This is a genomic window from Pseudomonas fulva, from assembly GCF_023517795.1.
GTDB lineage: Bacteria > Pseudomonadota > Gammaproteobacteria > Pseudomonadales > Pseudomonadaceae > Aquipseudomonas > Aquipseudomonas fulva_D.
This window is the reverse complement of record NZ_CP082928.1, coordinates 793,534-818,839: the sequence shown is the minus strand read 5'-3', so window position 1 is coordinate 818,839 and position 25,306 is coordinate 793,534. Positions and strand designations below refer to the sequence as shown.

The 25,306-nt window shown below is 63.0% G+C and carries 10 protein-coding genes and 2 riboswitches; of the genes, 5 read left to right on the top strand and 5 right to left on the bottom strand.

Annotated features, from left to right (window positions below; genetic code table 11):
- Positions 1-19: 19 nt before the first annotated feature.
- Complete coding sequence (locus K8U54_RS03635) at positions 20-1,087, bottom strand: putative urea ABC transporter substrate-binding protein (protein ID WP_249908920.1); 1,068 nt, start codon at positions 1,085-1,087, stop codon at positions 20-22.
- 69 nt (positions 1,088-1,156) lie between these two features.
- Positions 1,157-1,256: riboswitch (guanidine-I (ykkC/yxkD leader) on the bottom strand.
- A 332-nt stretch (positions 1,257-1,588) separates the two neighbouring features.
- On the opposite strand from K8U54_RS03635, the gene K8U54_RS03630 reads away from it, so the two are divergent.
- Positions 1,589-2,614 (top strand): isopenicillin N synthase family dioxygenase, encoded by a 1,026-nt coding sequence (locus tag K8U54_RS03630; RefSeq protein ID WP_249908919.1) that lies wholly within the window; start codon positions 1,589-1,591, stop codon positions 2,612-2,614.
- Positions 2,611-3,543, top strand: a complete 933-nt coding sequence (locus tag K8U54_RS03625) for a hypothetical protein (RefSeq protein WP_249908918.1) — start codon at positions 2,611-2,613, stop codon at positions 3,541-3,543. Before K8U54_RS03630 ends, K8U54_RS03625 begins: the two co-directional genes overlap by 4 nt.
- Positions 3,544-3,779: 236 nt before the next feature.
- Here K8U54_RS03625 and K8U54_RS03620 read toward each other — a convergent pair whose 3' ends face one another.
- Both K8U54_RS03620 and K8U54_RS03615 read right to left on the bottom strand, forming a co-directional pair.
- On the bottom strand, positions 3,780-4,583 hold the full coding sequence (locus K8U54_RS03620; RefSeq protein WP_249908917.1) for an ABC transporter ATP-binding protein: 804 nt from the start codon (positions 4,581-4,583) through the stop codon (positions 3,780-3,782).
- On the bottom strand, positions 4,580-5,395 hold the full coding sequence (locus tag K8U54_RS03615; RefSeq protein ID WP_249908916.1) for an ABC transporter permease: 816 nt from the start codon (positions 5,393-5,395) through the stop codon (positions 4,580-4,582). Before K8U54_RS03615 ends, K8U54_RS03620 begins: the two co-directional genes overlap by 4 nt.
- A gap of 195 nt (positions 5,396-5,590) precedes the next feature.
- Positions 5,591-5,695, bottom strand: a riboswitch (guanidine-I (ykkC/yxkD leader).
- Between the two features lie 327 nt (positions 5,696-6,022).
- On the opposite strand from K8U54_RS03615, the gene K8U54_RS03610 reads away from it, so the two are divergent.
- From K8U54_RS03610 to lapD, 3 genes are all read left to right on the top strand, one after another.
- Positions 6,023-6,481: a hypothetical protein gene (locus K8U54_RS03610; protein WP_249908915.1), complete on the top strand. Its 459-nt coding sequence runs from the start codon at positions 6,023-6,025 to the stop codon at positions 6,479-6,481.
- Positions 6,482-6,628: 147 nt separating this feature from the next.
- Positions 6,629-7,294, top strand: a complete 666-nt coding sequence (gene lapG / locus K8U54_RS03605) for a cysteine protease LapG (RefSeq protein WP_434060011.1) — start codon at positions 6,629-6,631, stop codon at positions 7,292-7,294.
- 20 nt (positions 7,295-7,314) lie between these two features.
- Positions 7,315-9,246: a cyclic di-GMP receptor LapD gene (gene lapD, locus K8U54_RS03600; protein WP_249908914.1), complete on the top strand. Its 1,932-nt coding sequence runs from the start codon at positions 7,315-7,317 to the stop codon at positions 9,244-9,246.
- On the opposite strand, the gene K8U54_RS03595 is transcribed toward lapD, so the two are convergent.
- Together K8U54_RS03595 and K8U54_RS03590 are read right to left on the bottom strand one after the other, a co-directional pair.
- The gene (locus tag K8U54_RS03595) at positions 9,247-9,585 is read right to left on the bottom strand and encodes a tryptophan synthase subunit beta (protein ID WP_249908913.1); all 339 of its coding nucleotides are present in this window, start codon (positions 9,583-9,585) and stop codon (positions 9,247-9,249) included.
- A 127-nt stretch (positions 9,586-9,712) separates the two neighbouring features.
- Positions 9,713-25,300 (bottom strand): Ig-like domain-containing protein, encoded by a 15,588-nt coding sequence (locus K8U54_RS03590; protein ID WP_249908912.1) that lies wholly within the window; start codon positions 25,298-25,300, stop codon positions 9,713-9,715.
- Between the last annotated feature and the right edge of the window lie 6 nt (positions 25,301-25,306).

Here is a 25,306-nt window from a genome sequence, read left to right as displayed (position 1 = left end):
AGGGTGATTTCTCTTGGGCTCAGAGCTTGCCGTCGACGGCCATCTGCACGTAGCTCGGGTCGAAGCGCAGCTTGATGTTGGCCTTGTCGCCGGTGGTCAGGTCATGGGCGAAGGTCATGCCGATGGCGTCGGCGCTGCTGGCGCCTTCACCGAGAATGCCGTGGTCGAAACTGAAGCTGGCGACCTTGCCCATGGTCTCCGGCAGGGCCGGGCTGGTGATGAAGTCCAGGGTCTCTTTCGGCGTGTAGAACAGCTTGGTGGTCGCCAGCTGCGACTGGTAACCGGCCAGATCGGTGCCGGAGGCCTTGGCCATTTCGGTCAGGGCGTCGGTGGCTGCCGGCGTGCCGGATTGCATCAGTTCGAGGATCTCGAACCAGGCGCCGACCAGCGCCTTGCCGAGGGCCGGGTTGTCTTTCAGGGTCTGGGTGTTGAGGACCATCATGTCGAGGATCTCGCCGGGGATCTTCGAGGAATCGAAGACTTCGGTGCTGCCCGGCTGAGCCTTGATCTCGGCGAGCATCGGGTTCCAGGTGGCCGCGGCCTGCACGCTGGACGTCGAATAGGCGCTGATCATGTCGGCGTCCGAGGTGTTCACCACGGTCACGTCGCGCTCGCTCAGGCCGACGGTTTCCAGGGCGCGGGCGAGGAAGTAGTGGGACACCGACAGCTCGACCAGGTTGACCGGCATGCCCTTGATGTCCGCCAGGGTCTTGCCTTCACCCTTGATCAGCAGACCGTCGTTGCCATTGGAGTAGTCGCCGACGATCAGCGCGGTTGAGTCCACGCCACCGGCGGCGGGGATGGTCAGGGCATCCATGTTGGTCATGGTGCAGCCGTCGAACTGGCCGGCGCTGTACTGGTTGATCGACTCGACGTAGTCGTTGAGCTGCACGACATCGATACTGATGCCGTACTTCTTGGCCCATTTGTCGATGATGCCGGAGGTGCTGGCGTAGCCCCAGGGCATCCAGCCGGCGTATAGCGTCCAGCAGACGCTGAAGCTGTCCTTTTTCTCGGCGTGGGCGGAGAAGCTAAGCAGGGCGGCGAGGCCTGCGGTCGCGAGGGTAAGCAGACGGTTCTTGCGCATTGGAACCTCCAGTCGTGGTTGGGTGCGGGCAGGAGTCGCAGCACGTTTCGAATCGCTTCGAAAGGCGCGTTCTCCCGGGCTTTTATCCCGCCGTGTAACCTCACTGGAGGTCGATGACTCTCGGACCAGACGTCCACTTGCGTGAACCGGAACCCTAGTCATCCATTTCGCAAATTGTGGTGCCGCAACGCCGGGAAAACCCCGGTTGGAACCTGCACGTTCGAAGCGAAAGCGAATAACGTGCCAGCGCGGAAAAGCCTGCGGCTGTGCGCTCAGGGGATGCTGCTTGTGGTTGAGGTGCTACCTGATGGGGCTGTGGAAGGGGGCGTTGCACCGTTAAAGGGCGGTCCGGTTCATATATCGCCCCTGATACCGCCATGGCGATGGCATGGAAATCGCTACCTGACCGCTTGCAGAGACGGCCTCGCTGCTGCTTCGGGACGACCCGACCCGCTGCTCGTCTGGACGACCAGGTAACTCACTTGTTCGAGGGAGCTTGCCATGGCGCCTACCCATTTCACGTCCATTCCACTGATCGACATTTCCGGGCTGCATGCCGATCGCCTTGCCGAACGCCGGCGCGTAGCCGACGAGCTGGGGCGTGCCGCACGCGACGTCGGCTTCCTGCAGATCACCGGGCACGGCATTTCCCGTGATCTGCGCGACGATCTGATCCGCCAGGCGCGTAGTTTCTTCGCCCGTCCGCTGGAGGAGAAGATGCGCTTCTATATTGGCCGGTCGAGCAACCACAGCGGTTACGTGCCGGAGGGCGAGGAGCAGTTCGCCGGTGGCAGCCAGGATCTCAAGGAAGCCTACGACGTCAATTACGACTACACCGAGGCGCCCCAGGTCTACCCGCTGCTGGGGCCGACTCAGTGGCCGGACTCGGCGGACTTCCAGCGCGAGGTCAGCGCCTACTACCGTGCGGCGCTGGCGCTGGGCGATACCCTGTTCCGTGGCTTCGCCCTGGCATTGGGGCTGGCCGAAGACACCTTCGCCGGCATCACCCGGCAGCCCACCAGCCAGTTGCGCATGATCCACTACCCGCTCGACCCCGACCCGGTGGCCGATCGTCCTGGTATCGGCTCGCATACCGACTACGAGTGCTTCACCATCCTGCTACCCACCGCCGAGGGTTTGCAGGTGCTCAATGGCAACGGCCGGTGGATCGACGTGCCGCTGGTGGAGAACGCCTTTGTGATCAATATCGGCGACATGCTCGAGGTGCTCAGCAATGGCCACTTCGTCGCCACCTCGCACCGCGTGCGCAAGGTCAGCGAGGAGCGTTTCGCCTTTCCGTTGTTCTGCGCCTGCGATTACCCGACACGCATTGCCCCGATCGCCGGCTTGCCGGCGCGTGGTGAACGTGAGTACCCGCCTGTGATCTGCGGTGATCACCTGTTCGCGCAGACGGCCCAGACCTTTCGCTATCTGCGCCAGCGCCTGGAGGATGGCTCGCTGCAACTGCCCGACGGTACGCTGGGGCTATCCAGCTTCGGTCAGGGGCGCCGGGAGGTGACGGCATGAACCTGCTCGAACTGGCCGCCCGTTACCCACAGCGCGCCGAAGGCGGCGTACCGGACTGGATGCTCGGGCACTTCCGGCGGCGCACCATCAGTTTCGCCGATGGCCGCAGTGACGAGCGCACCCAGGTGCACTGGCTGCAGAGCCGCACCTTTACCATCGACCTGCGCCTGCCGGACGCACCCGCGCTCCCCGTACGTGACTGGCAGGACCATGACGCCGCCGAGCTGCGCCAGCTTGCCAACCACGAAGGCTGGATGGCCGACAGTGTCTGGCAGAATGGCTACCTGAGCTGGCGCGGTGGCGTGAGCCTGCAACTGCACGACCGCTGGCCGGAGCCGGCGCAATTGCAGCGCATCGGCAACTGCATGATCGAGTTCGGCACCAGCGGCGCCTATGTCGAGGACTGGCGCCTGCAAGCCAGCAGTGGGCCGCTGATCGGCCTGCGTTTGCTGGAGGAATGCGACGCCGAAACCGGCGAGGTGCTGCAACGCGGTGGTGGCCTGATTCTCTGTGGTGAGCAGCTTGGCTGGGTGCAGGGGCGAGCAGTGGAGCCGGAAGAGTCGGCGCTGCAGCTGCGCGAGCGGGCCGAGCAGGCGCAAGGTGACGCTGAGGCGTTGGCGTTGTTGTTCGGCTGCGAAACCTCGCTGGCCTACGCCGATGAACAGGGCCGTTACCAGGTGGCGCTGTCCACCCTGCCGGCGCGAGTGGGGCAGGGCGTGGTGCTGGAGGGCTTCGCGATCCCGATGACGGGTCGCGTCTGCCAGCACCTGTTGCGGGCGGACGGGCGTGCGGTGGTTCGCAACTTCGTGATCGATACCCTGGAGCCGGACTGGCGCGCTGACCCCGCTACGCCATGCACCGCCGAGGCGCAACGCTGGTTCGCCGCCGAGGGTGAAACCTTGTCGCGGTATCTGCACGTGTTGAGTTAGCCCAGGCGCTGCATAAGGACCGGATAGGGGTGTAACCCGCCAGCTCTTGTTCGAGGTGGGTTTCACCCTCACTACGATCGGCTGACACCTAGGGGGCGGTGTAGCGGCCAACTTGCTTATGTTGGGTTGCATCCATGGCCCTGGCCGGCTGCGTGTAGTGGGAGCGCGCCATACGCGCGAACTCACGGGCATGGCCCGTTCCCACGGCCGCCTTACATCCGCACTGCCGCTAACCTTCAGCGCGCTGCAATGCGCTCGGCCAGCTCACCGGGTAGCGGCGCCTCTGCCTTGCGGGTCTCGTTGAGCGGAATGTCGTAGGTAACGCGCGCGCCAAAGGCATTTGGCGCGTGCGGGTCGATGCGGGTCTTGTCGAACACCATCAGACGGGTGCCGAGGCTGAAGCCTTCGGACAGGTCGTGGGTGACCATGAACACGGTCAGCCCGGTTTCGCGCCACAGCTCCAGCAGCAGGGCATGCATGTCCTTGCGGATGCCGGGGTCGAGGGCGCCGAAGGGTTCGTCGAGCAGCAGCACGCGCGGTTTCATGATCAGTGCCTGGGCAATCGCCAGGCGCTGCTGCATGCCGCCCGAGAGCTGGCTCGGGTATTTGTCCAGGGCATGGCCGAGACCGACCTTGTTCAGCAGTTCGGCGGCCTGCTCGCGGGCGGCGCGTTTGGCGCTGCCGAACAGCCGGCCAAGCAGGGAGGAACGTGGCAGTTCCAGGCCGATGGCGACGTTATCCAGCACGCTCAGGTGCGGGAATACCGAGTAGCGCTGGAACACCACGCCACGGCTGGCATCCGGCTCGCCGGCCAGCGGTTTGCCGTCGAGCAGGATCTCGCCCTTGCTGGGACGCTCCTGGCCGAGCAGCAGGCGCAGGAAGGTCGACTTGCCGCAACCGGAAGCGCCGACCAGGGTGCAGAACTCGCCTTCGGCGATGGACAGGTCCAGGCGTTCCAGAACGGTTTGGTCGCCATATTCCTGCCACACATTGTTGACTTCGATGAATGCGCCTACTGCGCTGTGTTTTTTATTGCTCATGCCTTGGCCCCCTCGTACCAGGGAAAGCACAGCCGGGTGAGTTGGCGCAGGCCCAGGTCCATCAGCCAGGCGAGCAGGGTGATCCACACCACGTACGGCAGGATCACGTCCATGGCCATGTAGCGGCGCACCAGGAAAATTCGATAGCCCAGGCCGTCGGTACTGGCGATGGCCTCGGCGGCGATCAGGAACAGCCAGGCCGATCCCAGCACCAGGCGCAGGGCGATCAGCAGGCGCGGTAGCAGTTGCGGCAGCACCACCCGCAGGATCAGTGTCCAGGTGCTGGCGCCGAGGGTCTGGGCCTTGATCAGCAGTTCCTGGGGGATTTCCCGGGCGCGCTGCTCCAGGTCGCGGGCGAGGATCGGGGTGATGCCGATGACGATCAGCATCACCTTGGACAATTCGCCGAGACCGAAGACGATGAACAGGATCGGCAAGATCGCCAGCGGCGGCACCATCGACAACACGGTGAGCAGCGGTGACAGCGGCGCCCGTAGCAGCGGCACAATGCCGGCCGCGATACCCAGGCACAGACCCAGCACGGCCGCGATGCCGATCCCCATGCCAAGGCGCGTCAGGCTCGACGTGGTGTCCTGCCAGAGGGCGTATTCGCCGGTGCGTTTGTCTTCGGTGAAGGCCAGACGGTCGACGGCAGCGATCATCTGGCTGGCGCTGGGCAGCAGCTTGTCGTTGGGGTTGTCCGCCAGGCGCTGCGCCGAGCCGGTGAAATAGGCGAACAGCAGCAGGGCGAAGGGCAGTAACACCAACAGCAGGCGGCCGGCCCGGTCGGGATGTCGGTTGATCAGGCGCATGGCGATCTCGTTATGAGTGTTGCAGTGGCGAGGTGGCGATCTGAACCAGGCGTGGCAAAGCTGACCGTCTGCCGAATGCGGGGGCTGCCACGGGACCCGCGGCGAGAACGGAGAAGAGACGGGGCGTGGGCATAGGACCTCCAGTTCGAGAAAGGGCGGGCAGGGGGGCGCGGCATGTCCCATGGCTGGGGCGCGTTCTCCCGGGCTTTTGTCCCGCCGTGTAACCTCCTCGGAGGTCGCCAACTCTCGGACCAGTCATTCACCTGTCGCTGGCGAACCGGAACCCTAGTCGGCTATTGCAAGTTGTGATGCCACAGTCCTGGCCAGGGCCAAGGAAATTCCTGCACGAATCTGGCTAAGCGAGGATCGTGCCAGCGGCCGTGAAGCATTGTTGTAGCGCACGACCTGGCATCGCATGGCAAATAGTTGCGCCGTGCTGGTGCGCGGGTGGTGCGCCGCGCTCGCTTTCGGCGCGCTATGGATGATCAAGGCGATACGCCGAAATGATTTGTAGCGACTGGTCGACGAGTGGAGCGGATTCGCCGTCGCCGAGATTGTCTGATGCGCTGGGGACACCCCGGTACCGGCAGCCGCCGGTGCGTGATCCGCGGTCGAAGGAGGCCGCCCATGATTCGTAAATCCATGCTCGTCGCGTTGTTGGGTTTCTCGCTGACCGGTTGCGCCGTGTACGGCGACAGTCGTTATGGCAACCGCTACTACGAACGCCAGTACCACCCAGGCACCTATGTGGAGCGCACCGAGGTATACGGTGCGCCGCGCGTCTACGTTTACGAGGATCGCCGCTACGACCGCCGCTATCCACCATCCGGCCATTACTCTCCGCCGCCTCGCGGCTATTACGCACCGCCACCGCCACCGCGCTATTACCACCCGCCGGGCTATGACCAACGCTATTACGGCCGCCATGATCGCAATCGCCGTGACTACCGCCCGGCGCCGCGGCCAGGTTGGGAAGGGCAGCGCCATCACTACCAGCAACAGCAGCGCCAGCGCTATTCGCCGCCGCACTGGCAGCAGCGCGAGGCACCGCGGCGCATTCAGGGCATGCCCGAGCGCGTGCGCTGACAGCCGTGCCGATGCGCACCGCAGTGCGCATCGGCACGTTCGTCGCCTGTAATGGCATCTGGCAATTGTTTTTTGCGTGCCCGCGCCGCACCATGACGGCGTTGCGTGTCTGGAAGCATTGTCGTGCCAATCGGCGGTTCTGGCGTTATCTCCCTTCGTTATCGCTGGCCGTTGCTGGTGGCGTGGCTGCTCGCCCTGGCGCTGGTGGCCGGCGGCCTGCAGGCGCAGTGGGATTTCCAGCGTATCGCCACCCGTGCCGAGCAACTGTATGGGCCGTTGGGCGCCGGCAAACCGCGCATCGATGCCTGGCAACGGCTGCTCGACGAGCAGCGCAACGCCCCCGAAGCCGACCAGCTCAAGGCCGTGAACCGGTTCTTCAATCTGCAGCTGCGCTTTCGTGACGACCAGCAAATCTGGGGCGTTGCCGACTACTGGGCGACGCCTGTAGAAGCGCTGATGCGCGGCGCCGCCGATTGCGAAGATTACGCCATCGCCAAGTACTTCAGCCTGCGTGAGCTCGGCGTGCCGAGCGACAAGCTGCGCATCACCTACGTCAAGGCGGTGCGCCTGAACCAGGCACATATGGTGCTGACCTATTACCCGACCCCCACCTCGGTACCGCTGGTCCTGGATAACCTGATCGATGCCATCGAGCCCGCTACCGAGCGGCGTGACCTGGTGCCCGTGTATGCCTTCAATGCCGAGGGGCTGTGGGTGCCCGGGCCGGCCGGCGGCAAGCAGGTGGGCGACAGCAAGCGCCTTTCGCGCTGGCAGGATTTGTTGAAGAAGATGCGCGCCGAAGGGTTTCCTTAAGGCGTAGCGAGGAGTTGTGCATGTCACTGTTCAAGCAGTTGTGTGTCGCCATCTGCGTGCTGATGCTGGTGAGTTTCGCCGGCAGCGTCGTGGTCAACGTGGAGAGCTCGCGCGAGCAGCAGGTCAACCAGCTGCGCTCCCACGCGCAGGACGCGGCGACGGCACTGGGCCTGTCGCTCGGCTCGCACCTGGACGACCCGGCGATGCTGGAACTGATGGTCAGCTCGATTTTCGACAGTGGCTATTTCGAGAGCATCCGGGTGATCGGCCCGGATGAAAAGGTGCTGGTCGAGCGCTCCGGGCCGAGCCTGGGCCGTGGTGCACCGCAGTGGTTCGCCGATCTGGTGGACCTGGCGCCGGCCCAGGGCGACGCCATCGTCAGTGACGGCTGGAATCAGGCGGCGCGTGTCGAGGTGGTCAGCCACCCGTATTTCGCCATCGCCAAATTGTGGCAGACCGCCTACGCCACCTTCCTGTGGCTGGCGCTGATCAGCCTGCTGTGCATCACCCTTGGCGTGCTGCTGCTCAAGCGCCAGCTGCGCCCGCTGGAATACATGGTCGAGCAGTCCAACGCCATCGCCCGCCGCGAGTTTCTCAGCGCGCCGAACCTGCCGCGCACGCCCGAGTTTCGCCGGGTGGTCAATGCCATGAATCAGATGGTGGAGAAGCTCAAGACGCTGTTCGACGAGGAAGCCTCGCGCAGCGAGAAGCTGCACGCCGAAGCCTACCAGGACAGCCTGACCGGCCTGGCCAACCGTCGCTATTTCGACCTCGACCTGCAGGCCCGCCTGACCGGAGAGGAGCGGGCCAGCAGCGGTGTGCTGATGCTGTTGCGGGTCAACGACCTGATCGGGCTGAACCAGCGTATCGGCGGGCAGCGTACCGACCAATTGCTCAAGGCGGTGGCCGAGCAGCTGCAGCAGGTCAGTCAGGGGCGCTTTCTGCTGGCGCGTAACCGCGGCGGCGAATTCGCCGTGCTGGCCGGTGGCATCGATCGTCATGAAGCCGAGCAATTGGCTGAGCAGCTGTGCAGCGCACTGCTGTCGCTGCAGCAGACCGGTGCCAGTGATTGCTCGCCGGTAGCCCATATCGGCATCACCACCTTCGCGCCGGGGGCGAGCAGCAGCGAGCTCTACAACGCGCTGGATGCCGCACTGGCCGAGGCCGTCAGCAACGGCCGCAGCCACTGGGCGTTCGTCGAGCACCGTCAGCAGGCAGCGGCCAACAACGAGCGCAACGATTGGCACCGCCTGCTGGACAGCGCCCTGGAGCAAGGGCGTTTCCTGCAATACGTGCAGCCGGTGGTCAACGCTGCCGACCCTGCTCAGGTGCTGCATAACAAGGTGCTGGCGCGTTTGCTCGACGAGCATGGCGAGACCATTCCGGCCGGCCAGTTCCTGCCGTGGCTGGAGCGCTTCGGCTGGACCGCTCGCCTGGATCTGGTGATGCTCGACGCCTTGCTGGCGCAGCTCGCCAATCACGAAGGGCCGGTGGCACTGAGTTTGTCGGGCATCACCGTGCGTGATCCGCTGGCCCTGCAGCAGGTCTACGAGCGCCTGCGCCTGAATCCGGCGGCCAGCGGCCGTCTGATTCTGGAGCTGGACGAAGGCCAGTTGCCGGGTTCCACGGAGCTCGAGGCGATCGCCCGCAAGCTGCGCAGTCTCGGCGTCGAGCTTGGTCTGCAGCACTTCGGTGGGCGCTTCAGCATGATCGGCAACCTGGCCAAGCTGGGCCTGGCCTACCTGAAGGTGGACGGCAGCTTTATCCGCGGCATCGATCAGGAGAGCGACAAGCGCCTGTTCATCGAGGCCATGCAGCGCGCGGCCAACAGCATCGACTTGCCATTGATCGCCGAGCGGGTGGAAACCCGTGGGGAGTGGGAAGTGCTGCGCACGATGGGGGTGAGCGGTGTGCAGGGACGTCTGTTCAGCGAGCCGGCCGCCTGGGCCTGATCAGATCAGGCCGCGCTCTTCGTCGTTGATCAAACGGTTCATGCCGCCGAGCGCATCGCGCGCTCGGCTGCGGCCCATCAGTTTGCTCTGGGCGGCTTCCGGGAGGTCGGTGATACGCACCACGCCCTTCTTGATCAGCACGTCGATCAAGTCCTCGAGTACGCGGATCATGTCCAGGTCGCTCTGCTTGAGTTGCAGCAGGCTGCTTTCCACGTTCTGGTTGGAAAACCAGGCCCGGGCTTCTTCGCTATCGGCCGGCAGCTCGCCGTTCATTCCATCGAAGGGTTCGGGCTGCACGCGCAGCAGCTCGCCTTCGGCATTACGTTTTATGTAGAACACGGCCTTCTCCGATAAACCTGTCTGCTACAGCATAGGGTCTGTTGACGTTTCGCGGAAACGCGGCTCGCACGGAAACGTCAACAGACCCTGATGCCCCGCCACGAAAGTGTGGCGGGGCATTGGCCTGTCATGGGTCGACTTTGATCGTGTGGTTGGCGATCAGCGTGTTGATGTCATAGCTCGGCAGGCTGGCCTGGCCCAGATCAATCTGCACGTCGGCCTTGGCGGCGACCTGTTGGTTGCTGGTATCGGCGTTGTTGAACTCGCCCTTGGTGCTTATCAGCAGGGTGGAACTGCCGTTGTCCGTCACCAGTTTCAGGTAGCTGTCCAGGTTGTTGCTGTGATCCTGCAGCAGCGAGCTGAGGTCGAGGGTGTCGCCCTCGGCCACGTTGAAGTCCTTGATCACATCCTTGCCGAAGTCGCCTTTCTGCCAGGCGAAGGTGTCGGCACCAGCGCCGCCGAACAGGATGTCGTCGCCCGCTCCGCCCACCAGCAAGTCGTTGCCGCCCTGGCCGTAGAGGATGTCGTTACCGCCACCGCCATACAGCTTATCCGCACCGCCGCGGGTATCACCCGCCACGTTGAAGGTCTCGTGGTTGGCGCGGATGTAGTCATACAGGTCGGCGTTGCTCGGTGCGATGCCGCTCTTCAGTTCCAGGAAGGTTTCCAGGGCCTTCACACCGGCACCGTCATGCAGGTCGGCGGGCCTGGCCGGGTTGCCATCCACGCCCCATTTCAGGCCATCGGTATTGATCACGTCACCAAAGATGATGTCGTTGCCATCGCCGCCGGAGATGGTGTCATTGCCGACCGTTACCGGCACATTCGCGTTCGAGCCGCCATGCAGGGCCACCGACAGTTCATCGGCCGAGTTGACGATCTCGACCTTGCCCACCGGCACCTTGGTGTATTCCACGCGGGTGATGTTGTCGATCGACATCGAGGCATTGCCGAAATTGAACGACTTGTCGTCGACACTGAACGCCAGGCGATAGGTCCCCGCACCGACCACCGAGGTTTCAACGCTCGTCCAGTTGCCTGCGGTAGTGCCGCCGCCTGTTTGGACATCTACCCAGGCGCCACTTACTAACTGCTGCAGTTTCCAGGTGAGGGTGTCGCCGCTACCGGTATCGGTCGTGCCGTAGGCAAACCTCAAGCTGCTGAAGGCGCCATCGGCAACCGTCATCGTTGGTGTGGCGGCCGTAACGGGTGTGCCACCCCAGGTATCGCGAATGACCAGTGTGTCCGAGCTGCGGGTTACCGAGCCATTGCCGCTGCCGGTGCCTGAGGTTTCCCAAGCGGACAGGTTGTTCCAGCCGGTGGTGTTGTTGTTGAAGTTGGCCAGCGTGGCTGCCGAGCCATTGGCCAGGTAGGTGGATGCGGGCGAGTCGGTGGTGTTGTCGAACAGGCCGAGGTTCTTCTCGCTGATTCCCGAGCCGATACCGATCGCGTGCACGGCGCTCTTGCCAGCCAGCACATTGAAGGTGTCGAGCGAGCCCAGCAATACGTCGTTGTTGGTAGTCGAGCCGTTGCCACTGAGGGTGGTGGTGTTGCCGTTGTAGTAGTAAGTCGGGTCACCGTCGGACAGGAAGAACGTCAGGTTCTCGTAGCCGGCCGCCTTGGAGCTGCCGGCAGCGCTCTGTGCGTCGAACCAGGCGGAGGCTTCCTTGAAGGCTGCTTCGTAGTTGGTACCGCCATTGGCAGTGAGTTTCTGGATGTCCGCCAGCAGCGTGTCGAGTTTGCTGCCACTCTGCAAATCAGCCACCTTGGTGCTCAACGTCACGTTGCCAGCGAAGCCGACCAGGGTGAGGTTGATCACGCCGTCATGGCCTGCCAAGGTTTTCACGAAGCTCGACAGTGCACTCTTGGTCAGGCTCATGCGATCACCCTGCATGCTGCCGGAAGTGTCGACGAGCAGGGCGATGTTGTAGTTGGTCGCCGGTTGAACGGTGGTCAGCGTACCGCCTGCGTCACCGAGCAGCACGTCGTTGCCGGCGCCGCCGCTGATGGTATTGTCACCATTGTCATTGGCCCCACTGCCTGCCACGCGGATGGTATCCATCGGCTGGTTCACCTTGAGGGTGACGGTGGCGATATCGGAGCCGCCCTTGCCATCGCTGACGGTGTACTGGAAGCTGGCGTCGCCGTAGAAACCTGCCTTCGGCGTGAAGACCACATTACCGTTATTGAGGGTGACCGTGCCGTTGCTGGCGTTCTGCACGCTGGTGATGGACAGCGCGTCGCCATTCGGGTCGGTGTCGTTGCCGAGCAGGGTGCTGGCGGCGATCGTCAGGCTGTCGCCGGACTCCACGACCAGGCTCGAAGTGCTTGGTACGTGGTAGAGCATGTCCGAGTCGACGACCTTGAAGGTGCCGCCCTGGCCCAACTCGACCTTCAGGCGCGCATCGCCCCCCTGATCCCAGTAGATGATCTCGATCTGTTGAGCGCCCGCTTGCGCTTCGCTGATGGTGAACGTTTTGCCGGTGGCCGTGGAGGTCGACTGGATGTTGTTGAACTCGGCAACCACCTGGCCGTTGATGCGGATGCTATAGCCGTCGTCGGCCGTGACCTTGAACTGGTAAGTACCGGCAGCCAGGTTGATATAGCCACCCATCTTGATGATGGCGTCGGAAGTGTTGCCCGGGTCTGTGGACAGCGAGTTGGCCTTGGTGCCGTTGCCTGACGCGACATCCACACCCAGGAAATTCTGCAGGTTGGTGCCGTTGCCCAGACCGGACGCATTGCTCAACGTGCCGTAGTCCAGCTTGGTGGCATTGAAGGTCGCCGCCGGATTGTGACTGTCGATGAACTGGCGAACCTGGCTCAGGTTGGTCAGGTTGGCGCCATCGTTGCCGGCGCCGGTGCTCGCGTCGTTGTAGCCGTAGTATTCGGCTTTGAGACCGGTGATCCTGGTGTAGCTGTCGTCCTTGGCATCCGGGGTTCCATCGATGATGCCGCCGGTGGCGCTCTGGCCGCCGATGTCCAGCTTCACCGTTTCCAGCGGCTCGCCCACTACGTTGTCGGCAAGCGTCGGTACGGTTACCGAGAAGCTGGTGACACCCGCGGGTACGGTGATCTTTCCGGTATTGGCATCGTAGGTCACCCCATTGCTGAAGCTCTGGGCGGTCAGCTTGTAGTCGACGTTGGCGGTTGCCGTGCCGGTCGCGTTGAAGGCCAGTACGGTCGGCGTCGAGCTGGCATTGCTCAGGGTGACGTTGAAGACCAGGTTGTTGCCTTCGACCACATTGTCATCGGCCGTGCCAGCCTGACCCACGTCGATGGTTTTCACCGTCGGTACCGGATCGTTGTCGATGATGGTGGCGGTACCGGTCTTGCCACCTACGGTGAGCGTGAAGGTTTCGGTCGGCTCGCTGACGGTGTCATTGAGGGTCGGTACGGTGACCGTGAAGCTGGTCACGCCCGCCGGCACGGTGACCTGACCGGTGGCCGCGTTGTAGGTCACGCCATTGCTGAAGCTCTGATTGGCCAGGGTACCGTTGTAGTCGCTACCTGCCGTCGCGGTACCGGCATTCAGCGCGAGACTGAAGGTGGTCGCTGTGCTGCTGGCATTGCTGAGGTTGACGGTGAAGACGGCGTTGTCACCTTCGTCGACCTGGCCGCCGGTGCTGTCCACCGCGGCACTGACGGAGCCGATGGTCGGCGCGGCATCGTTATCGAAGATGGTCGCAGTGCCGGTCTGTCCGCCAACCGTCAGGCTGAAGCTCTCGGTCGGTTCGCTGACGGTGTCATTGATCGTCGGCACGGTGACGGTAAAGCTGGTCACGCCAGCCGGTACGGTGATCTGGCCAGTGGCGGCGTTATAGGTCACGCCATTGCTGAAGCTCTGGTTGGCCAGGGTACCGTTGTAATCGCTTCCCGCCGTCGCGGTGCCGGCATTCAGCGCAAGGCTGAAGGTCGTGGCAGTACTGCTGGCGTTGGTCAGGTTGACCGTGAGCACAGCGTTGTCGCCTTCGTCGACCTGGCCGCCGGCGCTGTCCACCGCAGCACTGACGGTGCTGACGGTCGGCGCCGCATCATTGTCTATGATGGTGGCGGTACCGGTTTTCCCGCCAACGGTCAGGCTGAAGGTTTCGGTCGGCTCGCTGACGGTGTCATTGAGGGTCGGCACGGTGACCGTGAAGCTGGTCACGCCCGCCGGCACGGTGACCTGGCCAGTCGCGGCGTTATAGGTCACGCCGTTGCTGAAGCTCTGGTTGGTCAACGTGCCGTTGTAATCGTTCCCGGCAGTCGCAGTGCCGGCATTCAGGGCAAGGCTGAAGGTCGTGGCGGTACTGCTGGCGTTGCTGAGGTTGACCGTGAAGACGGCGTTGTCGCCCTCGTCGACCTGGCCGCCGGTGCTGTCCACCGCAGCGCTGACGGAGCCGATGGACGGCGCGGCATCGTTATCGATGATGGTCGCAGTGCCGGTCTGTCCACCAACCGTCAGGCTGAAGGTTTCGGTCGGCTCGGCAACGGTGTCGTTAATCGTTGGCACGGTGACGCTAAAGCTGGTCACGCCAGCCGGTACGGTAACCTGGCCAGTCGCGGCATTATAGGTCACGCCGTTGCTGAAGCTCTGGTTGGTCAGGGCTGCGTTGTAATCGCTCCCGGCAGTCGCGGTGCCGGCATTCAGCGCGAGGCTGAAGGTGGTCGGTGTGCTGCTGGCATTGGTCAGGTTGACCGTGAACACAGCGTTGTCGCCTTCGTCCACCTGGCCGCCTGCGCTGTCGACCGCAGCACTGACGGAGCCGACGGTCGGCGCGGCATCGTTATCGATGATGGTCGCAGTGCCGGTCTGTCCGCCAACCGTCAGGCTGAAGCTCTCGGTCGGTTCGCTGACGGTGTCATTGATCGTTGGCACGGTGACCGTAAAGCTGGTCACGCCCGCGGGCACGGTGACCTGACCGGTGGCAGCGTTATAGGTCACGCCATTGCTGAAGCTCTGGTTGGTCAGCGTACCGTTGTAATCGCTGCCCGCCGTCGCGGTGCCGGCGCTCAGCGCGAGGCTGAAGGTCGTGGCGGTACTGCTGGCGTTGCTCAGGTTGACGGTGAATACGGCGTTGTCGCCTTCGTCCACCTGGCCACCGGTGCTGTCCACGGCAGCGCTGACGGTACTGACGGTTGGAACGGCATCGTTGTCGATGATGGTGGCGGTGCCGGTCTTGCCACCCACAGTGAGCGTGAAGGTTTCGGTCGGTTCGCTGACGGTGTCGTTGATGGTCGGCACGGTGACGGTAAAACTGGTGACACCAGCCGGTACGGTAACCTGACCGGTAATGGCGTTGTACACCACGCCATTGCTGAAGCTTTGATTGTTCAGTGCCGCGTTGTAGTCACTGCCCGCAGTCGCGCTGCCTGGATTCAGTGCGAGGCTGAAGGTGGTTGGCGTGCTGCCGGCGTTGCTCAGATTGACGGTGAATACGGCGTTGTCGCCCTCGTCGACCTGGCCGCCGGTGCTGTCCACGGCAGCGCTGACGGTGCTCACGGTTGGCGAGGCATCGTTATCGATGATGGTCGCGGTGCCAGTCTGACTGCCCACGGTCAGGCTGAACGTCTCGGTCTGCTCATGAACAGTGTCGTTGATGGTCGGCACGCTGACCGTGAAGCTGGTAACGCCAGCCGGCACGGTGACCTGGCCTGTTGCCGCATTGTAGGTGACGCCGTTGCTGAAGCTTTGGCTGGTCAGGGTGCCGTTGTAGTCGCTGCCCGCTGTCGCAGTACCCGCATTCAACGAGAGGCTGAAAGTGGTCGGCGTGCTGCTGGCATTGGTCAGGTTGACGGTGAAGACGGCATTGTCGCCTTCGTCGACCTGGCCACCGCTGCTATCGATCGCAGCACTGACGGAGCCGACGGTCGGCACGGCATCGTTATCGATAATGGTCGCAGTGCCGGTTTTCCCACCAACGGTCAGGCTGAAGTTCTCGCTCGGCTCGCTGACGGTGTCATTGAGAGTCGGTACGGTAACGGTGAAGCTGGTGACACCTGCCGGCACGGTGATCTGGCCGGTGGTGGCGTTGTAGGTCACGCCGTTGCTGAAGTTCTGATTGGTAAGCGTCGCGTTGTAGTCGCTACCGGCGGTCGCCGTACCCGGGTTCAGCGTCAGGTTGAAGGTCGAGGCCGTGCTGCTGGCGTTGGTCAGGCTGACGGTGAAGACGGCATTGTCGCCTTCATCCACCTGGCCGCCGGTGCTGTCCACGGCTGCGCTGACTGCGCCGATGCCAGGGGCCACTTCGGTGCCGATGATGGTGATGGTGGCGGTAGCGGTTGCAGTACCGCCATAACCGTCACTGACGGTGTAGGTGAAGTTCTGCGTCTTGAGCTCACCCGATTTCAGGTTGTTGTCATTGGCGGCAAAGTTGAAGCTGCCATCGGCATTGACGGTCAGTACGCCCGTGGTCAGCACGACCTTGCCGTTGGCGGGGACGTCGGCGCCGTTGATCTTGACGACGTTGAGTGTCTGGTTGGCCTGGGCATCGCTGTCGTTGTTGAGTAGGCCCTTGGCCTGCTCGATGACCAGCGTCTGGCTTTCATTGACCACGTAGGGGCTGTTTGCCGACGCAGGACCGGAACCGGAGAAGCCGGTCAGGAAGTAGTCGGAGCCATCCCCTGTGCCATTGGCCGTCGGCAAGGCTTCGAAACGGATGCTGTCGAATACCTGCGTGCCGGTATCGAGTGAGAAGGTGCCCGCACCGCCCGTACCGAGTTTGAAGGTGCCGCTGGCCACTTCAACGCCTTCGTACATGGCCACCCAGCGTCCGACCTCGCCACCTTCTTCGCCGGCGATCAGGCGACTTACGCTGAAGCTGGCCTGGTTGAGGTTGCCGCTGAAGTTCAGGGTGATGGATTCGGATTTGCCTGTGGTCGGGTCGAATTCCAGCTGGTCTGGAACCTGATTGACCACGGCGCGTGGCGAACCTGCGACACCCAGGGCGTTCTGGTTGCCGTCGACGGTCAGCTGCAGCAGGTTGGCGTTGTCGCCGTTGCCGTCCCGTGCCTGGATTACCGTCTTCTGATTGTTACTGTCGTTCTGCGCCCAGTTGTTGGTGCCCGAGCCACCACCCAGGTCGCCGATCATCACGGTGTAAGGACTGCCGACAGGATCATCCACCGCTACCGGGTTACTGTTCACCAGCGCTTGGTCGCTGCCTTTGCCGGACGTGTTGCCGAACTGATCCTGCAGTGTCGCTTCAACGACGATGGTCTTGCCTTCGCCGGGGTTGGCGAAGGTGGTGTCGAGGTGCCCCGTGGTGATTTGCGCTGCAGTCAGTGTGAAGGTTTTGATGGTCGTGCCATCGGTGACGCTGATGGTGTCGCCGGCCATGGAGCCGGCTGGCAAGCCGACTCGAACGTCGATCGCACCGCTGAGCTCGTTCTGACCGATCACCCCATCGTTGTTGATGTCTTCGCGAATTTCCACGGTTGGAGCTGCGCCCGTGGCACCTGCCAGCGTATCTACGCGTGCCGTGTCGGTTCCTTTTTCCGACGTGTTGCCGAACTGGTCGCGCAGGGTGGCTTCGACGGTGAGGCTGTTGCCTTCGCCTGGGCTCGGGAAGGTGGTGGTGACGAAGCCTGCAGTGATCTGAGCCGCCGTAAGCGTAATGGTCTGCGGGGTGGTGCCGTTGGTGATGACCAGCGTATCGCCCGCTACGGCGCCGGCCGGCAGGCCTACGCGCACGTCTACCGGGCCATTCAGTTCGGCTTTGCTGATGATGCCGTCGTTGTTGGGATCTTCGGTAATGGTAACGACCGGAGCAGCACCCGTGGTGCCGGCCAAGGTATCGACCTTGGCGGTATCGGTGCCTTTCTCGGAGGTGTTGCCGAACTGGTCGCGCAGGGTGGCTTCAACGGTCAGGGTGTTTCCTTCGCCTGGGCTCGGGAAGGTGGTGGTGACGAAGCCTGCGGTGATCTGAGCCGCCGTGAGCGTAATGGTCTGCGGGGTGGTGCCGTTGGTGATGACCAGCGTATCGCCCGCTACGGCGCCGGCCGGCAGGCCTACGCGCACGTCTACCGGGCCATTCAGTTCGGCTTTGCTGATGATGCCGTCGTTGTTGGCATCTTCGGTAATGGTAACGATCGGAGCAGCACCCGTGGTGCCGGCCAGGGTATCGACCTTGGCGGTATCGGTGCCTTTCTCGGAGGTGTTGCCGAACTGGTCGCGCAGGGTGGCTTCGACGGTCAGGGTGTTGCCTTCGCCTGGGCTCGGGAAGGTGGTGGTGACGAAGCCTGCGGTGATTTGCGCAGCGGTCAGCGTGACGGTCTGCGGGGTGGTGCCGTTGGTGATGACCAGCGTATCGCCCGCTACGGCGCCGGCCGGCAGGCCTACGCGCACGTCTACCGGGCCATTCAGTTCGGCTTTGCTGATGATGCCGTCGTTGTTGGCATCTTCGGTAATGGTAACGACCGGAGCAGCACCCGTGGTGCCGGCCAGGGTATCGACCTTGGCGGTATCGGTGCCTTTCTCGGAGGTGTTGCCGAACTGGTCACGCAGGGTGGCTTCGACGGTCAGGGTGTTGCCTTCCCCTGGGCTCGGGAAGGTGGTGGTGACGAAGCCTGCGGTGATCTGAGCCGCCGTGAGCGTAATGGTCTGCGGGGTGGTGCCGTTGGTGATGACCAGCGTATCGCCCGCTACGGCGCCGGCCGGCAGACCTACGCGCACGTCTACCGGGCCATTCAGTTCGGCTTTGCTGATGATGCCGTCGTTGTTGGCGTCTTCGCTGATCGTTACTACTGGGGCCGCGCCGGTGTCGCCGGCAAGCGTGTCGATAGCGCCGCTGTCGGTAGCGCTGCCAGTATTGCCAGCCGGATCAGTAACCTGAGCATCAACGGAATACGGGCCTTCAGCCAGTGCCTGCGGAACATCGACGGTGTAGCCACCGCCAGCCAGAACCGGCGTGGTGAAGGTAAAGCTCGTACCGTTCTGGGTGACGGTCAGAGTGACGATGCTACCAACTGGAGCGTCGGTCGTACCGGTAATGGTTGGGGTGGTGTCGTTGCTAGTCGTCGGAACATCGACGCTGATGGTCGGTGCGGTGGTATCGACGCTATAGCCTTCGGTATCGGAGGCGGTGCCGACGTTACCGGCGACATCGGTGGTGCTGATGCTGGCAGTGATGGTCTTGCCTGCATCGGCGACCAGGTCGGCGCCCGGGACGTTGATACTGAAGCCCAGGGTGCCGTTGGTGTTGGTCACCAGGCCGGTGAAGGTATTGCCATTGACGGTCAGGGTGACGGTGTCGCCAACCTTGGCATCGCCACCAACGGTGCCGGTGACGGGAATCTGCTGACCGGCCTCGGTGCCGTTGATCACGTCATCAGCGGTGATATTGGCATCGAGGGTGATGGTCGGTACTGGAGCTGTAATGTCGATAGCGCCGCTGTCGGTAGCCGAACCGACGTTGCCAGCTGGATCCGAGACCTGAGCAACGACGGTGTATGGACCATCGGCCAATGCCTGCGGCGTATCGACGGTATAGGTGCCGCCGGCCAGAACCGGCGTAGTCAGCGTAGTGACGTTAGTGCCCTGGGTAATTGTAAGGGTAACGGTGCTACCCACCAGCGCATCGGTGGTGCCGGTGATAGTCGGGGTGGCGTCATTGGTGATGGCAGGGACATCCACGGTGACTACCGGAGCAGTGGTGTCGATGGCACCGCTATCGGTAGCGGTGCCAGTATTGCCCGCCGGGTCAGTTACCTGAGCGCCAACGGTATACGGGCCTTCGGCCAGTTCCTGCGGTACATCGACGGCATAGGTGCCGCCCGCCACGACCGTAGCGGTGGTGGTCAGTACGGTGGTGCCCTGGGTAATGGTCAGGGTGACAGTGCTGCCCACCGGAGCATCGGTGGTACCGGTGATGGGCGGGGTGGTGTCGTTCGTAATGGCGGGAGCATCGACGGTAATCACCGGTGCGGTGGTGTCGATGGCACCGCTGTCGGTTGCCGAACCAGTATTGCCGGCGGCATCAGTGACCGACGCATCAATGGAGTAGGGCCCTTCGACCAAGCCAGCCGGCACGTCGGCAGAATACGTTCCACCGGCAACTACGGTAGCCGTGGTGGTCAGTACAGTGGTGCCCTGAGTGATGGTCAGCGTAATAACGCTGCCCACCGGTGCATCAGTAGTCCCGGTGATGGTTGGCGTCGTGTCATTGGTGATAGCCGGCGCATCGACGGTAATCGCCGGAGCGGTGGTGTCGATAGCGCCGCTGTCGGTGGCCGAACCAGTGTTGCCAGCTGGATCGTTAACTTGAGCACCGACAGTGTATGGGCCCTCAGCCAATGCCTGCGGCACATCGACGGTATAGGTGCCGCCGGCCAAAACTGGCGTGGTCACAGTAATGACAGTACTGCCCTGAGTGATGGTCAGGGTAACCGTGCTGCCCAACGGCGCATCGGTGGTACCCGTGATAGTCGGTGTGGTGTCGTTGGTAATGGACGGCGCATCGACGGTAATTACCGGCGCGGTGGTGTCGATGGCACCGCTGCCCGTAGCCGAACCAGTGTTGCCGGCAGCATCAGTGACCGAGGCATCAACGGAGTAGGGCCCTTCGACCAAGCCAGCCGGCACGTCGGCAGAATAGGTTCCACCGGCAACTACGGTAGCCGTGGTGGTCAGTACAGTGGTGCCCTGAGTGATGGTCAGCGTAATAACGCTGCCCACCGGTGCATCAGTAGTCCCGGTGATGGTTGGCGTCGTGTCATTGGTAATGTCCGGTGCATCGACGGTAATCACCGGTGCGGTGGTATCGATAGCACCGCTGTCAGTGGCCGAACCGGTGTTGCCAGCGGCGTCGGAAACAGTGGCACTGACCGAGTAAGAACCCTCAACCAGGCCAGCGGGTACGTTAGTTGAATAGGTGCCGCCCGCCACGACCGTAGCTGTGGTGGTCAGCACAGTAGCGCCCTGAGTAATAGTCAGCGTGATCGTGCTGCCCACCGGTGCATCAGTAGTCCCGGTAATGGTCGGTGTGGTGTCGTTGGTAATGGCGGGAGCATCGACAGTGATTGCTGGAGCAGTCGTGTCGATAGCGCCATTGTCCGTAGCCGAGCCGATGTTGCTGGCGGCGTCGGTGATGGTGGCATCAACCGAGTAGGGGCCTTCGGCCAGTGCTTGTGGCAGCTCGACGCTATAGGTACCGCCAGCCAGAACCGGGGTAGTCACGGTAATGACGCTGCTGCCCTGGGTAATGGTCAGAGTAACCGTGCTGCCCACCGGTGCATCGGTGGTGCCGGTAATGGTCGGCGTCGTGTCGTTGGTGATAGCCGGAGCATCGATGGTAATCACCGGTGCGGTGGTATCGATAGCGCCGCTGCCTGTGGCCGAGCCGGTGTTGCCGGCGGCGTCGGTGACGGTGGCATCAACCGAGTACGGACCTTCAGCCAGGCCAGCCGGAACGTTGGCAGAATACGTTCCACCAGCAACTACGGTAGCCGTGGTGGTCAGTACAGTGGTCCCCTGAGTGATTGTCAGCGTAATAACGCTTCCTACTGGGGCATCGGTAGTGCCGGTAATGGTCGGCGTCATGTCGTTGGTGATAGCCGGGGCATCGACGGTAATCACCGGTGCGGTGGTATCGATGGCGCCGCTGTCGGTTGCCGAGCCAGTGTTGCCAGCAGCATCAGTGACCGAGGCATCGACGGAGTAGGGCCCTTCGACCAAGCCAGCCGGTACGTTGGCAGAATACGTTCCACCGGCAACTACGGTAGCCGTGGTGGTCAGCACAGTAATGCCCTGGGTAATGGTCAGCGTAATAACACTGCCTACTGGCGCATCGGTAGTACCGGTGATGGTCGGCGTCGTGTCGTTGGTAATGGCGGGAGCATCGACAGTGATTGCTGGAGCAGTCGTGTCGATAGCGCCATTGTCAGTAGCCGAGCCGGTGTTGCCAGCGGCATCGGTAACCGAGGCATCAACCGCGTAAGGCCCTTCGACCAAGCCAGCCGGTACGTTTGCAGAATAGGTTCCACCAGCAACCACGGTAGCCGTGGTGGTCAGTACGGTGGTGCCCTGGGTGATGGTTAGTGTAATAACGCTGCCCACCGGTGCATCAGTAGTGCCGGTAATGGTCGGCGTGGTGTCGTTGGTGATAGCCGGCGCATCGACAGTAATCACCGGTGCGGTGGTGTCGATCGCACCAGAGTCGGTAGCCGAACCGGTGTTGCCAGCGGCGTCGGTAACATTGGCACTGACCGAGTAAGAACCCTCAACCAGGCCAGTGGGTACGTTAGTTGAATAAGTGCCGCCCGCCACGACCGTAGCGGTGGTGGTCAGTACGGTGGTCCCCTGAGTAATTGTCAGGGTGACAGTGCTGCCAACCGGGGCATCGGTGGTACCAGTAATGGTCGGCGTGGTGTCATTGGTGATAGCCGGTGCATCGACGGTAATCACCGGTACGGTGGTATCGATAGCGCCGCTATCCGTAGCCGAGCCAGTATTACCCGCCGGATCAGTCACCTGAGCACCGACGGTGTACGAGCCCTCAGCCAATGCCTGAGGCACATCGACGGTATAGGTGCCACCCGCCAAAACCGGTGTAGTTACGGTAATGACGGTGCTGCCCTGGGTAATGGTCAGTGTGACAGTGCTGCCCACCGGTGCATCGGTGGTGCCGGTGATGGTCGGAGTGGTGTCGTTCGTAATGGCGGGAGCATCGACGGTAATCACCGGCGCGGTGGTATCGATGGCACCGCTGTCGGTTGCCGAGCCAGTATTGCCAGCCGGGTCAGTCACCTGAGCGCCGACAGTGTACGGGCCTTCGGCGAGAGCCTGGGGCAGATCGGCGGTGTAGGTGCCACCAGTCAAAACCGGGGTAGTCACGGTAATGACGGTACTGCCCTGAGTGATGGTCAGCGTGACGGTGCTGCCCACTGGCGCATCGGTGGTGCCGGTGATGGTTGGCGTGGTGTCATTGGTAATGGCCGGCGCATCGACGGTGATTGCCGGAGCGGTGGTATCGACAACTCCCGTGTCGGTAGCCGAACCAGTGTTGCCGGCGGCATCAGTGACCGACGCATCAATGGAGTAGGGGCCTTCAGCCAGCGGCTGAGGCAGCTCGACGCTGTAGGTGCCGCCAGCCAATACCGACGTGCTGACTGTAAAGGTATTGGCGCCTTGAGTAACTGTCAGGGTGACGGTGCTGCCCACCGGAGCATCAGTGCTGCCCGTGATGGTCGGCGTGGTGTCGTTAGTGATGGCTGGAGCATCGACAGTGATTGCCGGAGCTATGGTATCGATGGCGCCAGAGTCGGTAGCCGAACCGGTGTTGCCAGCGGCGTCGGTAACAGTGGCACTGACCGAGTAAGAACCCTCAACCAGGCCAGCGGGTACGTTAGTTGAATAGGTGCCGCCCGCCACGACCGTAGCTGTGGTGGTCAGTACGGTAGTGCCCTGAGTAATGGTCAGCGTGATCGTGCTGCCCACCGTTGCATCAGTAGTGCCGGTAATGGTCGGCGTCGTGTCGTTGGTAATGGCGGGAGCATCGACAGTGATTGCTGGAGCAGTCGTGTCGATAGCGCCGCTGTCGGTGGCCGAACCAGTGTTGCCAGCTGGATCGTTAACTTGAGCACCGACAGTGTATGGGCCCTCAGCCAATGCCTGCGGCACATCGACGGTATAGGTGCCGCCGGCCAAAACTGGCGTGGTCACAGTAATGACAGTACTGCCCTGAGTGATGGTCAGGGTAACCGTGCTGCCCAACGGCGCATCGGTGGTACCCGTGATAGTCGGTGTGGTGTCGTTGGTAACGGCCGGCGCATCGACGGTAATCGCCGGTGCGGTGGTGTCGATGGCACCGCTGTCAGTGGCCGAGCCGGTGTTGCCAGCGTCATCAGTGACCGAGGCATCAACGGAGTAGGGCCCTTCGACCAAGCCAGCCGGTACGTTGGCAGAATAGGTTCCACCGGCAACTACGATAGCCGTGGTGGTCAGTACGGTGGCCCCCTGAGTGATGGTCAGGGTAATAACGCTTCCTACTGGGGCATCGGTGGTGCCCGTAATAGTTGGCGTGGTGTCGTTGGTAACGGCCGGCGCATCGACGGTAATCACCGGAGCAGTGGTATCGATAGCACCGCTGTCAGTGGCCGAACCGGTGTTGCCAGCGGCGTCGGAAACAGTGGCACTGACCGAGTAAGAACCCTCAACCAGGCCAGCGGGTACGTTAGTTGAATAGGTGCCGCCCGCCACGACCGTAGCTGTGGTGGTCAGCACAGTAGCGCCCTGAGTAATAGTCAGCGTGATCGTGCTGCCCACCGGTGCATCAGTAGTCCCGGTGATGGTCGGCGTCGTGTCATTGGTGATAGCCGGCGCATCGACGGTGATTGCCGGAGCGGTGGTGTCGATAGCGCCGCTGTCTGTGGCCGAGCCAGTATTGCCGGCGGCGTCTGTGACGGTGGCATCAACCGAGTAGGGACCTTCAGCCAGCGGCTGAGGTAGCTCGACGCTGTAGGTGCCGCCAGCCAATACCGGCGTGCTGACCGTGAAGGTGTTGGTGCCTTGAGTAATAGTTAGGGTAATCGTGCTGCCCACCGGCGCATCGGTAGTGCCGGTGATGGTCGGCGTCGTGTCGTTGGTAATGGAAGGAGCATCGACGGCAATCACCGGTGCGGTGGTATCGATGGCACCGCTGTCGGTGGCCGAACCAGTATTACCCGCCGGATCAGTTACTTGAGCGCCAACGCTATACGGGCCTTCAGCCAGTGCTTGTGGCAGCTCGACGCTATAGGTACCGCCAGCCAGAACTGGAGTGGTCACCGTAATGACGGTGCTGCCCTGAGTGATGGTCAGGGTAACCGTGCTGCCCACCGGCGCATCGGTGGTGCCGGTGATGGTCGGCGTGGTGTCGTTGGTAATGGCCGGCGCATCGACCGTGATGACCGGCGCCGTGGTATCGACGGTGTAAGGGCGGCTGGCCGTGGCGGTGCCGACATTGCCTGCTGCATCCGCACTGCTGACCGTCGCGCTGATGCTGCTGAAGCTGCCAAGGTCAGCACTGCTGACCGGAATGCTGAAGCCGAGCGCGCCGTTGCCGAGAACGATGACGGTGCCGCTATAGAGGTTGCCCCCCAGGTTCAGGGTGATCGCGTCGCCAACTCGCGCATCGCCGCCCACCGTACCGGTGATGATCACGGTGGTGGCGCCAAGTTCGGCGCTGTTGAGTATGTCATCGCCCGTGATCGGATCGATGCCGATGGTTACCACCGGAGCGGTTGTGTCGGGCGTGGCCGTGGCCGCCGCAGTGGTGAAAATGGCCGGGTCGTTGTCTTCGATCAGGTTGAAACCGGGGGTACCCAGGCCGGTGGTCTGGAAACCGATCGTCGGGTCGACGCGTTGTGCCGTCTCGTCGAGCATTACCGCGCTATGGCCGCCACCTGCGCCGCCGCCGCCGCCACCGCCCGCGCCGGGCCCTGCCGCGGTGGGTTCGAGGTCGACGGTGGGGTCCATGCCCGCCGCCAGTGCCTGCTCGAGTTCACTGGCGGGCGCTTGCGCAGCATCCGCAACGTCTTGGGTGTCGGGATTGCCGGCTTGCCAGGAGCTGTTGGCACCGAGCTTGACGGTTTCGCCATTCGCCATCTCAAGGGTCACGGAGCCGCCGTCGGCCGTGGTGACCTGCTCGCCGGCAAAGATGCGATCCCCCTCAAATACCTGACGCCGAATTCCGTCAACCGAGGTGACAAAGACTTGGCCAATCAAGGATTTGATGACGGCGGCGAAATTGCTCATAACCAG

What these genes read in the sequence shown, in the direction of transcription:
- K8U54_RS03615 (WP_249908916.1), bottom strand. Translation starts at nt 5,395, where the DNA reads ATGCGCCTGATCAACCGACATCCCGACCGGGCCGGCCGCCTGCTGTTG.
- K8U54_RS03630 (WP_249908919.1), top strand. Translation starts at nt 1,589, where the DNA reads ATGGCGCCTACCCATTTCACGTCCATTCCACTGATCGACATTTCCGGG.
- K8U54_RS03610 (WP_249908915.1), top strand. Translation starts at nt 6,023, where the DNA reads ATGATTCGTAAATCCATGCTCGTCGCGTTGTTGGGTTTCTCGCTGACC.
- K8U54_RS03625 (WP_249908918.1), top strand. Translation starts at nt 2,611, where the DNA reads ATGAACCTGCTCGAACTGGCCGCCCGTTACCCACAGCGCGCCGAAGGC.
- K8U54_RS03620 (WP_249908917.1), bottom strand. Translation starts at nt 4,583, where the DNA reads ATGAGCAATAAAAAACACAGCGCAGTAGGCGCATTCATCGAAGTCAAC.
- K8U54_RS03635 (WP_249908920.1), bottom strand. Translation starts at nt 1,087, where the DNA reads ATGCGCAAGAACCGTCTGCTTACCCTCGCGACCGCAGGCCTCGCCGCC.
- lapD (WP_249908914.1), top strand. Translation starts at nt 7,315, where the DNA reads ATGTCACTGTTCAAGCAGTTGTGTGTCGCCATCTGCGTGCTGATGCTG.
- K8U54_RS03590 (WP_249908912.1), bottom strand. Translation starts at nt 25,300, where the DNA reads ATGAGCAATTTCGCCGCCGTCATCAAATCCTTGATTGGCCAAGTCTTT.